The 14,043-nt window shown below is 34.4% G+C and carries 11 protein-coding genes; 2 read left to right on the top strand and 9 right to left on the bottom strand.

Features of this window, described 5'->3' with window-relative positions; all coding sequences use genetic code 11:
• Window positions 1–69: 69 nt before the first annotated feature.
• The 9 genes from ADM90_RS20695 to ADM90_RS20655 form a co-directional block, all read right to left on the bottom strand.
• A complete protein-coding gene (locus tag ADM90_RS20695; RefSeq protein WP_053996774.1) occupies window positions 70–3,402 on the bottom strand; it encodes a DEAD/DEAH box helicase family protein in 3,333 nt (1,110 codons plus the stop codon).
• A 28-nt stretch (window positions 3,403–3,430) separates the two neighbouring features.
• On the bottom strand, window positions 3,431–4,555 hold the full coding sequence (locus ADM90_RS20690) for a restriction endonuclease subunit S (RefSeq protein ID WP_053996773.1): 1,125 nt from the start codon (window positions 4,553–4,555) through the stop codon (window positions 3,431–3,433).
• A complete protein-coding gene (locus tag ADM90_RS20685; RefSeq protein ID WP_053996772.1) occupies window positions 4,552–6,009 on the bottom strand; it encodes a type I restriction-modification system subunit M in 1,458 nt (485 codons plus the stop codon). The genes ADM90_RS20690 and ADM90_RS20685 overlap by 4 nt, the downstream gene beginning before the upstream one ends.
• Window positions 6,010–6,109: 100 nt before the next feature.
• Window positions 6,110–7,294, bottom strand: coding sequence for a spr1629 family repressor/antitoxin (locus tag ADM90_RS20680; RefSeq protein ID WP_053996771.1), 1,185 nt, complete (start codon window positions 7,292–7,294; stop codon window positions 6,110–6,112).
• Between the two features lie 27 nt (window positions 7,295–7,321).
• Window positions 7,322–8,095, bottom strand: a complete 774-nt coding sequence (locus tag ADM90_RS20675; protein WP_053996770.1) for a spr1630 family ClpXP-sensitive toxin — start codon at window positions 8,093–8,095, stop codon at window positions 7,322–7,324.
• 372 nt (window positions 8,096–8,467) lie between these two features.
• The gene (locus tag ADM90_RS20670) at window positions 8,468–9,472 is read right to left on the bottom strand and encodes an anti sigma factor C-terminal domain-containing protein (protein ID WP_235473763.1); all 1,005 of its coding nucleotides are present in this window, start codon (window positions 9,470–9,472) and stop codon (window positions 8,468–8,470) included.
• Entirely contained in the window at window positions 9,462–9,965 is a 504-nt protein-coding gene (locus ADM90_RS20665) for an RNA polymerase sigma factor (RefSeq protein ID WP_053996769.1), read from the bottom strand. Before ADM90_RS20665 ends, ADM90_RS20670 begins: the two co-directional genes overlap by 11 nt.
• Window positions 9,966–10,269: 304 nt before the next feature.
• A complete protein-coding gene (locus ADM90_RS20660; RefSeq protein ID WP_053996768.1) occupies window positions 10,270–10,779 on the bottom strand; it encodes a YfiT family bacillithiol transferase in 510 nt (169 codons plus the stop codon).
• A 355-nt stretch (window positions 10,780–11,134) separates the two neighbouring features.
• Window positions 11,135–12,433, bottom strand: a complete 1,299-nt coding sequence (locus ADM90_RS20655; RefSeq protein ID WP_053996767.1) for a CitMHS family transporter — start codon at window positions 12,431–12,433, stop codon at window positions 11,135–11,137.
• A gap of 326 nt (window positions 12,434–12,759) precedes the next feature.
• On the opposite strand from ADM90_RS20655, the gene ADM90_RS20650 reads away from it, so the two are divergent.
• Window positions 12,760–13,080: a helix-turn-helix domain-containing protein gene (locus ADM90_RS20650; protein ID WP_016995084.1), complete on the top strand. Its 321-nt coding sequence runs from the start codon at window positions 12,760–12,762 to the stop codon at window positions 13,078–13,080.
• A complete protein-coding gene (locus tag ADM90_RS20645; protein ID WP_152928060.1) occupies window positions 13,050–13,952 on the top strand; it encodes an IS3 family transposase in 903 nt (300 codons plus the stop codon). The genes ADM90_RS20650 and ADM90_RS20645 overlap by 31 nt, the downstream gene beginning before the upstream one ends.
• Window positions 13,953–14,043: the final 91 nt, after the last annotated feature.

Below are 14,043 nucleotides of genomic sequence, written 5' to 3'. Positions count from 1 at the left end.
AAATTCACTAGAATAAATCAAAAGTGAGCGCTAAGTAATATAAGGTACCTGTCATTAACTTTTTATTCGTTAAGAAATAAACTCCGCATTGGCATTGATTTGGTCTATGATCGCAATAATTGATCTTACATCTCCCATATTCTCTTTAAAAAGAGATGTTAGACTACCTAGTGTACGGAATGGATCTTGTTGGAGTACTTGTTTATCCAGTATGCCGTTTTTCACGACATAGTCCACAATTAACCCAACGAATTTTGCCTGTTGCATATTCAAGCGCTCTTCAGATAAAAACTCTGAAAATTCTTCTAAAGCTGCTTGTCGATCTAAGCCTACTATGTTACGAACCAGCTTTGTAATCGGTGTTTGTCCAAAATCTTTTTCATATTGCTCTTTTGAACCTAATTCATGCCATAGAATATTTTCTAACGTGTCAACATCTTGCTTTGTAAGTCCCTTATTATGACGTAATTTATAAATAGCGATTTGATCTTGATGCTCTTTTAAATAATGCTCCACTTTCAAACGATAGCTTTGTAAATCATTCACATCCAATATAGAATCGTTCTCTGTTTGTTCAATGATTTCATCTTTAAAGTCTGTATAATAAATTTTTTGTTGCCCTCTTTCGATGAATTTAATTAAATCTCGTAACGCTTCACGCACCTTCTCTAAATCTTGAATAGATGAATCTCTCCAAAATTCTTCTTCCTGCACTTTTTGAATCATGTCTTTTTGCGCTACTACTTGTGGAATAGAGCCTAATTTAGCTAACATCTCTGCTGTACGCATTACTCGCCTAATAGGTTTTGTTGCATTGTGTGAATTTAATTTAGCTAATTCAATCGTGTACATTAATAAATCAAACCGCTTAGCTAGTTCATCATCTTCATAAGGGGTAACTAAAGGTGATACATGCTCTTTAATTTCATTTGTTTGGACAACAGATAATGCATACCAATTATTTTTCTCCTTGTACTTATGCACATATTGAATATGCTGACGTACTCGGAAATTTTCATCATTTAATGCCTTGACATCTGTTACTAATTCCTCGACAGTTTCTTCTCTCAATTCTTGATATGGACTTACTTGATATTCAACATCTTGTAATTCACGGACAATATCGACTTTTGAATTAAATAACTTTTCAGTTAATGTTTTTGATAACTTCGCCTCTGTACCATGCTGATTGGCACGGAAATATTCAAAATTACTACACCAATCAAATATTAAAAAGCTATCCTTGTGCTGCCCTAAACCAAATAAATCTTCACATAAGCGTGTACCTCGTCCTATCATTTGCCAGAACTTTGTTTTAGAACGTACCTTTTTAAAGAACACTAAATTTACTACTTCAGGAACATCAATACCTGTATCTAACATATCTACAGAAATTGCAATTTGAGGCATTTTTGAAGTAGTAGAAAAATCATCAATTAAAGATTGGTAATAATTTATACTATAATCAATAACCTCTGCAAAATTACCACCATATTCAGGAAATTTCAAATCAAATCGTTCTTTGATTGCTAGCGCATGTCGATGATTTTTAGCAAAGATAATCGTCTTACCAAGTTTATCGCCACCTTCAATATGAATACCGTTCGTCATTAAACTTTCTAAAACCATATCAATAGTATTGGCATTAAATAACCAATTATTTAACGCTGAACTATCAATATCACGCACATTTGGCTCATCTTCAAAGACATCTTCAAACTCAGCCTTTTCCTCTTCTGATAAACTATCATAAACGATACCATCCTCAAGGAACTTTGTTTTTGTTTCCAATGTTTTGTAATCTACTAAAAATTTATCTTCAACGGCTTGTGATAATTCATAAGCATATGTGGGCACACCATTTTCTAAATTAAAAATGGAATACGTATTTTTATCAACCTCATCTTTTGGTGTTGCCGTCAACCCAACTAACATCCCATCAAAATAATCAAAAATACTACGATATTTCTGATAAATACTACGGTGAGATTCATCAATAATAATCAAATCAAAATGCCCAACTGTAAATAAACGTTTGCCTTCTTTTGTTTTAGTTTCATCAATGGCATTCATCATCGTTGCATACGTTGAAAAAATCATACGACTTTCTTCTGGATTTGCTTTACGCTCAAGTAAATTACATAATGATAAATTAGGCATCAATGCATTAAAATTACGCATTGCCTGCTTCACTAAAGCTGTACGATCTGCTAAAAATAAAATATTTTTCACCCAGTTATGCTTTGTTAAAACATCAACCAATGAAATAACGGTACGAGTTTTCCCACTTCCTGTCGCCATAACAAGTAGTGCCTTTCTTTGATAACGCTCAAATGCATCACAAACAGCAAGAATCGCTTGTTTTTGATAGTGTCGATTGGTAATTGCATCATTGATAACTATATTTTGCAGAGGTTTACGTAAAGTTCGCCGATCAATAAGCAATTGTGTTTCTTCTTTATTGTAAAAGCCTGATGTTTTACGTGCGCTATAGTGATCGTGCCAAATATAGGTTTCATAACCATTTGTATAAAAAATAACAGGACGTAAGCCTTGCTCTTTTTCAATACAATCTGCATAAAGCTTCGCTTGCTGACGTCCTTCTTTCGGATCTTTTGATGTACGCTTTGCCTCTACAAGCGCAATGATTTTACCATTATCGCCACGTAGCACATAATCAACAAATCCTTCACCCGCAGTATTCGGCATACCATTGACTGGATACTCTTTCTCAATATCTTGATCAAACAACCAGCCTGCCAATTTTAAATCTAAGTCAATATACATTCTACGTGTATCAAATTCACTAAATGTATCTACCGTAAAGTGTGCCTCTTTTGTATGTTCAACACGCTTCTCTGTATATTGTTTACGCAGAGCTGCATTCTCTTTGCGCAACTCTTCCAAGTCTTTATCTTTCGCACTTAAACGCTCATATAAATCTTGCAATTCTTCAGGGCGTTCACGCTTTTCATCATTAGCATGCAAAATATTTTCATTAAAGGTTGGCGCTGTATAGTCATCCGCATAGCAGTAATCAATCCATGCTATAAATTGATGAAGGTGATGCAATGCTAATACAGCTTCATCATGTTTAATTGTCGCATTTGTATGTACAGCCGTATTTCCTAGCTTGACCACATATTTCATCATCGGCAATAACTCTTCATCAATAATACTTAAGAAATTGCGATCATGAATTAAACTCGATAAATTATCACGATACGGTACAACTACAGCATCATCAACTTGATACACCCATTTCACAGCAAGCTCAAGCGCACGACGTGTCAAAATCGCACACGTCGCAGGACTAATCAACATGGAGTTTTCCGCCTCTACACAAGCTGTCGCAAAGTTCTTAAACTGCTCTTTTTCTACTAGAAACCCAAAATTCGTCATTCACCTAACCACCTTTGTGACTAAAGTTTTACACTAATTCTTGGAAAAGCTCTCCTTTGAAGGCTTTTTGGAGGAGGGAGTTATATAAATTATTATAACTTTCCAGTGAACCTTTTAATTGCTCTCGGTATTTGAGAATTGATTGTATTTTATAAGCATAGTCATCTTGTAATTTCTTAGGTGGTAAATAAATATCTATAGCTTTCAGTTCTTGAGCGTTTATATTAGCCATTCCTACAATGCTCTTTGCTTTATTTAATAAAACTCTTTTCCCATATGCCGAATTTAAGTATGCTGCAATAAACTCAGCATTTGCCTCAATATTTGGAATTAATTTTACTAGATATCCTGCATAAGCAGAAGGAATATCATTTCTGTATACTGCTGTTTTACCTACTAATTCCCTACTGTTTGTCCTATTAAATAGTAATTCTCCTTTATGAACTAAATACTTCTCTTGTTCTTTTTCATCTAAGTCTATATATTTTAAAGCAGAAAAATCCCAATTTCCATTATACGTAATATTATTCATCCGAAGAATTGGAAAGTCTCCTGAGCCTTCATTAGCCTTTGAACTCGTTCCGTACTGTGTAGATTTAGTTAAATCAGCTATTTTACCAATCTTCCACCCTTTAGGATTATAAAAAGGATCGCCAAACATATCTAAAAACACACTTTGCGTTAATTCATCTAATGCTACGATTTGAAATTGGCGTTTTTTTATAATTCCATTAGATTTCTCCAAAACATTTACTATTTTACGTTGAATATCTATCTCAAATAATGGAATTTTAGCAGATGTTAAATTTCCTAATTTAATATATTTAATTACCCCACCTATAGTCTGTTGTCTCAATTTCTCAATATATTTCTTCATAAACCAATATAGGTATTTTACATCTAATATACTCTTATCTTTAGATTCAATAATATATGTTCTTTGATAAGCATCAAACTTCCCTTTATAATACTTTACGTTTAAATCACCATTACCTGCTACTAAAACACATTCAGTATCGTAAGAATATGTTGAAATTCTTAAAGGTTGAATCGAGCACGTAAAGAAGGGAAAAGCACCGTCAATAGTACTAGCATTAGCATCTAATCTTCCTGTCTTTATATTAACTAGAGACCCTAAATCTATTAAATTCATCTTAGTATCTCCTTTAGTTTTATTAATTCATTACATATTTCACTTTCCATTTTTTCTATTTCTTCTATAATTTCCACAGGATCTTTATATTCAATATTTTCATGTTCAATTTCCTTATACTTATTAATCGACAAATCCCAATCATTTTCTTTAATTTCTTCAAATGGCACAAAGAATGATTGCTCTGTGCGTTTGCGGTCTTTTTCGTTTTCTATATTATTATAGCGTGCAAGTATATCGGGAATATCATTTGCTTCAATTTCATTACGTTTATCGTCCAGTGAATAACCATCTGCTTTCATATCGTAAAACCATACATGATCTGTACCACCAGCATTTGTTTTCGTGAAAATCATAATTGCTGTTGATACTCCTGCATATGGTTTAAATACACCACTTGGCATTGAAATAATGGCTTCTAATTTATTATTCTCAATAATCTCCTGACGAATTGCTTTATGGGCATTTGAACTACCGAATAATACACCATCTGGTACAATTACTGCTGCACGACCACCTGGCTTTAAAATACGTAAAAATAGCGTTAAAAATAATAATTCGGTTTTCTTTGTTTTCGCTACAGCTAATAAATCGTTAGCAACCGCTTCATAGTCTAACGAACCTTTAAATGGTGGATTTGCTAACACTAATGTATATTTTTCTTTTTCCTTATTGTCCTCTGAAAGCGAATCGCGATACGAAATATTTGGTGCATCCACACCATGCAGCATCATATTCATTGCTCCAATACGCAGCATTGTTGTATCCATATCATTGCCATGGAACATATTTTGATGGAAATGCTCTTTTAAACCTTGGATCAGAAATAAATCACTATGATTTTTACGTAAATACTCACTTGCTGCTACTAAAAATCCTGCTGAACCCATGGCTGGATCAATAATAATATCCTCTGGTGTTGGCTTCATTAATGCCACCATCATATTAATGATATGCCGCGGTGTACGGAATTGGCCGTTTGTACCTGAGGTTGCTAGCTTTGATAATAGATATTCATAGACATCGCCCTGCGTATCACGGTCTTCCATTGGAATATTATCAATGGCTGATACAACACGCTGTAAAGTAGACGGCTTATTTATTTGGAAAATCGCATCTTTCATATACTTAGAAAATGCCGATTCATCTTCTCCACCCAAACCTTTAATAAATGGAAAAATTTCTTGTGTCATCTTATTGTACATATCTTCTGCATCGCCTAAGTTTTTAAAGACATTCCAGCGAAGATATGACTTCTCTTTCGGAAAAATTCCGTCATATGCTAGCCCTAACAGCTCCGCATCTTGCTCTTTCGCTAATTCTGCTTCATCCAAACCTTTCATAAATAATAAGTACGTGACTTGCTCAATATTTGTTAAAGGATTCGTACTCCCCTCTGTCCAAAGCGTTGTCCAAATTCCATCAATTTTATTTTTTAATTCGCCTGTAATCATCCTATGTCACCTATCCATTTTTATTGTTTAGTTCAAGTATAATACAAAACAAAAAAGAAGACTGCATTCTATTTTTAGAATAACAGTCATCTCACCTTGTCTACTTTAAAACCTTTAAATCATCAATTGAAAAACTTTTGAAATCCTCTTTAGAATATTTCTCAAAAAATGCCTCTTCAATTCCTGTAATAATTGCTAGAAAACGAATATCCACTTTTAGTTCTTCCATTAATTGCCCTAAACTGATTATTTTTTTATCGAAAAGCAATTGCAGAATACTTCTTATTTTCATAGGCCTTTCGAGAGGAATACTCGTATCTAAGGGCTCTTCTGTTCTATAGCCTCTTTTATTAATGGACATATAAAAATATCTGAATTGTTGATGTGTGATTAAATCCAAATTTCTCGCTCTCATCGCCATAGCTTGTAAAGATACTAGCCATTTCTCTTTTAACTCTTTATAAGCATCGGGATTTGAAATTTTCGCCAGTTTAAGAACATCTTCTGTAAAAGCTTCTGTAGGCATAAGAAACTCTGATGCAAATAAATATGCTTCATCTTCTTTAATTTTGTATGCTAGTTTGTCTAACATATTAAACTCTGTTTTATAATGCAACAATAAATGACCAAGTTCATGTGCCAAATCAAAATTCCTTCGCACAGCAGATTTTTTTATATTGCCTAAAACAATGTAAGGAATATCATCTTCCGACCATAAACTATACGCATCTATCGTATCACCAATCGATTTTTCAATGATAAATATTCCCGACTTTTCTAAATAAAACAATAAATTTTTGTTATCTATTTCAGATAACCTCAAATGTTTCCTAGCCATTTGCGCAATACGACGAATTTGTAATTCACGCTTTTCATGTTGGTTTCCATTTAGATACTCTAATACCTTTATACGCAAAGTTAAAATTTCATTGGGGGGATATTTTATTTTATTACCAATTTTTTTTATAAATGCATCTAAAAATTTCACATGCATTAACTCACTTTGAGTCTTCATTGCTGAATTCACTGATTCGGAACGATATGCAATTCTCTCTATACAAATATTCCTTGGCTGGTTATTCTCTAATAAATCATCTCGAAAAAAATAGGATGATTTGACATTAAATAAAGCTTTCATTTTATTTACCACTTCTAGCTTAGGAGACACATAACCATTTTCATATTGCCAAACAGCTTGTTCTGTAATATCCAATTTTTCTGCTAATTGAGATCTACTTAGCTCATTTAAAATTCGGATATTTGTTAAGCTTTTACCAATAAACAAATTAGTAGCTCCTCTCTTTTATTACTGTTAACTTTCTCTAGTTGTTTCGTCAATTTCATCCTCTGTAAGGGCAATATCATATGAGCTTGCATCATACTCTGCATCCATTGAGCTTTGTAATATCGCTTTTGTTTCTTCTTCCATTTCAATGATATGAGATGGTTTAGTGTTAATTAGCATGGACAAATCCTCAACCAAATATGCTTTATTATTTACTGGATTTGGCATCCAAAGCATAATAGAATGAATTAAAAATTCTTCATCAATTTCATATGTTATAATATAAAATTTTTCAAATTGCTTTACTACTTCATCTGCCTCTTCCTTAGAAATCAACATTTTTTGTGGGTCTTCAATCAATTCCAGTTGAATTGACTTTCTGTGATTTGCAGAATCAACTTCTTCTGGAAAATTTACATCTTCATTTATATAAACTAAATTTTCCATATAGGTTGCTTTTTTTGTCCTTGGACGACCGTTAGCATCTACACCTTTATCTACCGCATTAGGATCAAAATAACGTGCGTTCTTCACCAAAAATAAAGCTTTTTCGGCTTCATTTTGAAATTGCAGATACTGCCATGTAATACCAGCTTTAGATAGTTTACTAACGATGCCTAATTTTTCACATTGAACTGCTACATGATGGTCAATATGATTCCCTTTAACCCAAGCATATGCTCCATGTATTTTTAAATTTTTTGCGGCTTCTTTTCTAACTCTTAAATAATCCTTATACCCATCAATCACCCCATCCACAAAACCCACATTTAGATCCTCTGACAAACGAAATTTCTTCATTAAGCTACTCTCTCCTTTGTCTTTTACAAAAAAATGATTTAGATATATTATAATTAAAGTAAAAGTGATTTAAAAGTTATTTTCATTAATTCCCTTCTAATAAACTACTATGAAGGTAATTAAAAATGTTAATGGTCCAAGTGGAAAAGAGCCATTTGGAAATCAATTTATTTTCCAAATAGCTCCTTCAGTAAGCCTTTTATAAATGGTCTCTTAATTAACACGAAAAACGTTGACCTATACTATATTTCCGTAGAAAATATGTTTTTGTTTTAATATTTGACCACAAATCTACATTATTTAAAATGCCTTTCTAAATACAATTGAATCATTCCTTTTATAGAAATGCTAATTTATTGTGCCTCAAATTCCCTACTGTTGATTAGAAATTACCCCAAATGTAGAGCCTTTTATATATGGCTGATTCTTTAATAACATAAGCTGCTCTGGTGTACCAGATACAACAGCCCCAATAATTTTTATATCATCGCTCTCCAATTTGCCATTCTTTCCTACTAAAGCCTGATAAACCTGATTCGTTTCCCATTCAAAGTTCTTGCTTTTACGCAGAAGTTCAATATGCTGAATAAAACTATCAACTTCATTGTTTGGAGAACGTCGGGCTATTGGCTTTGATTGCTCTGATTGAAAGCCATAAATAAATGGAGAATTAGCTTGAATTGTACTCTGGTCTTTCTCCAAAAATGCCATTATATCTTTTGTAAAGGCGTCCACCCACCACCAGTCTGCCTGTACCCCCGATGGCAGCTTGCTTTTTATTTCATCAAAATCATATGCTGAATCAAAGGATACCGCTAACTCAACTAAAGTATTTTCCCCCAATTGATTGAGTTCACTTATACTATCTTTATAAATGTCATATGAAATTTTAGGATGGTAAAAGAACATTTCTCGATCGCCCGTATATTCATTAAACCGTTCCAATTGAGAAGTTTCTGCTAATGATTCTGAGCCTTCAAATTGGATTGGACTGGAAATATAATTTTGCGTAAGTTTGCCAAATAGACTGTAATCACTGTTAAGAGGCTGCCAAATATAAGGACGATGCTGCTCTCCAAGCACTTTATAAGTTGTTGTTGTTATTTTTCCACCGAACAAATTGTAATCATATAGCTGATTACTAATTTGAACATTTGGGGCACTAATTTCATTAAATAAATGAATATCATCCATTACCTCTTGGGCACTATTTATTGATGCATGGCGAAGACTGTATAATAATACTACGATAATAATTGGCGTAATGAGAATTGTTATTCCCACTATTTTAATTGTTGACCAAAGCTTTGCCTTTCTCATTATTTTTTTCGTCTGCTTGTCATCGAATAAAAAATTAGGCTGCTCCTTATTCATCATCCATCTCCTCCTGAAAACGTTTTGTAAATTCTTCCCTCGCCCGTCTAACATGCGTCTTTAATGTATTTTCATTTTTACTCATTAAGGCTGAAATTTCTTTATACGATAATCCTAGCTCATATTTAAGGACTAACAATTCCTGATGTAAGCTAGACAACGTTTCAAGCGTGCTTCTTATATCCTTTAATCTTTCATTTTTTAGCGCTTGAATTTCAGGGATATTCGTCAATGCGGTCCATTGCATTTCATCCAATTCCGTTGTGGGATGACGCTGCTCTTTTCTCTTAATATCATAAAATTGATTGGTGGCCACGCGATATAGCCAGCTCATGACTTTATCTGATTGAATGCCATCCTTATGTAACAAAAATTTATAGCATGTATCCTGCACAATATCTTCCGCATCCTCATGGGCTAATCCCCGCTTTCTTAAATAGCGGTATAGCAGGATTCCTACCTGCTGTAAAAACTCATTCATTGATTGCTTCGCCACGTCCCCCTCCCTTCTGCCTATACAACGCACAGCTTAACGAAAAGTTTACATGTACTGACAAATAAAAATTTTTATTTCATATAAAAAGAATGGAGGCTTCTGCTTTAGGCAGAAACCTACAGAAGCCAAGCTTATAGGAGTTTTTATTATGAGAGGATTTAATATAATACCTAATTTCGCACCAAAAATAATCTAGGTAAAGGCAGCAGCGTAATTTCTTTCTTGCACAGCAAAAAAATTATCCCCCCTCATAGAGGAGAGATAATTTTCAATGAACGTGTAAGCCTTTTGACGATCAGGCATATTATTTTGCTAAGGCGATTTTTATATGGGCTAGGTGATGTTCTTCATGCCAAGCAAGTTTTGCGAGCTTTGTTGCGACCTTAATTTCACCCGCTTGCTGATGTGTAAAGGTGCGACTTAATTGTTCCTCTATTAAGCTATTCCCTAAAGCAACAATGCGCTCATTTATGCCTTCTAGCATTTTAATTGAGCTTTCTACAGGAAGCTTTGTGTCTGGTTGAATCGCCCATTTTTCCTCATCAAAAGCAGGCACAGTCGGATTATGATCCGTTAATGCAAGCTTCAAGCGCTGATACATATTGAGCTGTGAATCGGCAATATGATGGACAAGCTGACGCACATTCCAGCTACCATCACGATACGTTTTGTTCAGATCAGCATCACTTACACCATCCACTGTTTCACGTAAACGCTCTGTATATGTTGCGATTTGCTTTAACCACTGCTGCACATCTTCTAATGTAACATGTTCAGGAACTTGCAGTTGACCAATTGGGTATTTGACATCCATTTTCAATCTTCCTTCCTTATTTTGTCTTAGCTTTAACTATACTTAATAGACTTAGTGGTTGCACTCTTTTTATTTTTCATTTATGCATTCTCAGTACAAGGATATAATTTAACTAGCTATTTATAGTTTATTAACAAGCATTGTAATCTTAGAATAAAGTTTGTTTAAAAATCTTCACATACTGTGCCTGAAATAGCACTTTCCCTTTTGTCTTCAGGAAAAAATTCAAAAAGCATATTATCTAATACAATTAATATAATCTATGTATCGACAAAGTACAGTACACTATTACTGTTACTTTATCAACCAATTCCATATATTCAGATATTTCAAAGCAAAAATATTCTCTACTAACTTAAAAAGAAATGACACCTAGTAGGACTGCCGTAATGGTCATGATGAGGTTCGCTCCAAATGCCCATTTTAAAAGGAATTTTTGATGCTCTCCAAACCCTACTCCAACTAACCCAATGAGAATAAAGGTCGCAGGGACCAAAGGAGACAATGGGTAGCCAACTGTTGAATGACCTAACAAAGCTGCACGTCCTATTTCAACAGGATCAATGCCAAAACTAGTGGCGGTTTCACTGATAATCGGAAGAATTCCAAAGTAATAGGCATCAGGTGAAAAGACGAAACTAAGAGGGATAGTGGTTAATGCCACCACTACAGGTAAATGTGCACCAAGCCATTCGGGAATCACCAAAACGATTGTAGAAGCCATTGCATCCATCATACCAGTTCCACTAAATACACCAGTGAATATGCCTGCAGCAAAAACTAGTGTACTAATCAGCACAAAGCTATTAGCATGGCTTAAAATCATTTTTTGTTGTTCTACTGGATTAGGGAAGTTGACAAGTAAGGCAATCGCAAATGCCGCAGCAAACAAAATCTGAATTGGTAACACTTCCATAACTAACAATACCATAAGCATAATTGTCAAAATCAAGTTAAACCAGAATAATTTCGAAGCTGGTTTACTATCCTCCACTGTAGCGGCTTGTTCTGCTACAGCCCTAAAAGATTCCGACTGCATAACCCCTAATCTTTCTCGTTCCTTCTTACCTAGTATATAGGCGACAAAAAGTGTCCATAACAGACCCGCAATCATCACTGGGATAAGCGGAATAAATAAATCATAGACTTCTACCTGAAGGCTAGCTGCCGCCCTTACTAACGGGCCTCCCCAAGGAATGATATTCATAACCCCAGCCGCTAACGAAACAACACATGCTAAGACAAGTAGGTTTAAACCTAGCCTTTTGTAAATCGGAAGCAATGCTGAAATTGTAATCATAAACGTTGAAGAACCATCTCCATCCAAACCTACTAATATTGTCATAACCGCAGTAGCTAAAACCAGTTTTAATGGATCTCCTTTTACGAAATTAAGGATTTTAGCAATTAGAGGATCAAATAAACCAACATCTATCATCAGACCGAAATATAAAATAGCAAAAACAATCATCACTGCCGTAGGTGTTACTTTTAAAATACCATCCATCATCATCTGCCCCATGTCAACGCTAAACCCACCAATTACGGCAAAAGCTACGGCAACCAAAACGAAAGCTACTACCACTGATAGCCGCTTCGTTAGCACTAACAGCAGAAAAGTTGCAATCATACAAAACCCTAAAAAAGACAACATTTATACTACCTCCACTTTTGTATAACAAGAAACACATATTTTATCGTCTGAATATGAGGAAAATCCCTTCTATCTAAGAATTCTCCCCCTACGAGTTTCCACTCTTAATAAATAACAATTGTCTGGAAAATATAATAATAAAAATATTCAAATAATTCTATTTAAAAATAAATTCTCCCTCATGTTGTCTATTTTCTACTCCATCTGTTTTATTGTTTATCTGATTTAAAAAACACTATCAATGATATTATCCCCTTTAAGTAGACAATGTTAAAAAACCTACAGTACGCTGTAGATAAACATTTTACTTAAAGGGGATTTTCTCTATGTCGCGAAAAAATAATACGTATTCAAATGAATTGAAGTTAGAAATTGTACAAGCCTATTTAACGAGCAATGAAAGTATGCAAAAGATTGCGGATCGATATGAAATTCGCAATGTTTCACAAGTGAAGGCCTGGGTGAAAAAATTTAAAGAAGTTGGATCAATTGAAGCCTTTAATCGCCTTCCATCTACGGGTTCTGGAGCGAAAGGTGTGAAGAATCCGTTAAAAGGAAAACGTACCCACTTTAAAACTGTAGAAGAAGAACGTGATTACTATAAGGCACAGGTAGAATACTTAAAAAAGCAGTATCCAAATCTGTAAATGGAGGAATACCCACTTATCCAGACCGTTATCATATTATCGAAGAAATGAAAGATCGGTATCCGATTACATGGCTCACTGAAATGGCGAAAGTTGAACGTTCAGGTTATTATAGATGGCTTAAAAATGGCAAGGTATCGTTACGTAAACGTGATGATATCCTTTTAAAGGAGCATATTTTAGCGATTCATCAAACGCATAAAATGTATGGTTATCCTCGTATGAAAATCGCTTTACGAGACAAAGGATTTCATGTGAATCATAAGAAGGTCTATCGTTTAATGAGTGAGTTGGGTATTCAATCGATTATCCGTAAAAAGCATCGTATATGGGGAAATCGACTATCACGTGTATTTGATAATGTGCTAGCGCGTAATTTTAAGGAGCGTGTAGAAAATGAGGTGCTCGTGACAGATATTACATATTTACCGACGAAAAATGGTTTTCTCTACCTATCAGCTGTACAAGATTTATATAACAACGAAATTGTCGCCTGGAAAATTAGTGAGCGTAACGATTTAGAATTAGTCATGGACACACTACAGGAATTGACGGCAAAAAGAAAGGTGTACCGAAGCATCATCCATTCGGATCAGGGCTTCCAATACACATCGATTAAGTATCATCAGACCGTAAGTCAACTTGGCATGATTGGCAGTCATTCTCGCAAAGGAAACTGCCATGATAACGCTTGTATCGAGTCGTTCTTCTCGCACTTTAAAAGCGAGTGTTTGTATCTTTTACACGATAATACGGAAGAAGCAGTGAGGCAAGCCGTTGAGCAATACATCTACTTTTATAACTTCCAACGCTTCCAAAAACGACTCAACCACCTGGCACCGATAGAATATCGACACCAGATGGCTGCTTAGTCTTTTTTAAAGCCGTCTACTTGACAGGGGTAAGTCCACAAACAAAAAACAAATGCTTTTTATTATATCATCTTAAAAGGTAAAGTTATAC

This window comes from Lysinibacillus macroides, assembly GCF_001281525.1.
Classification (GTDB): Bacteria; Bacillota; Bacilli; order Bacillales_A; family Planococcaceae; genus Lysinibacillus; species Lysinibacillus macroides.
The sequence above is the reverse complement of the archived record's forward strand: the minus strand, read 5'-3'. Positions and strand labels throughout refer to the sequence as shown.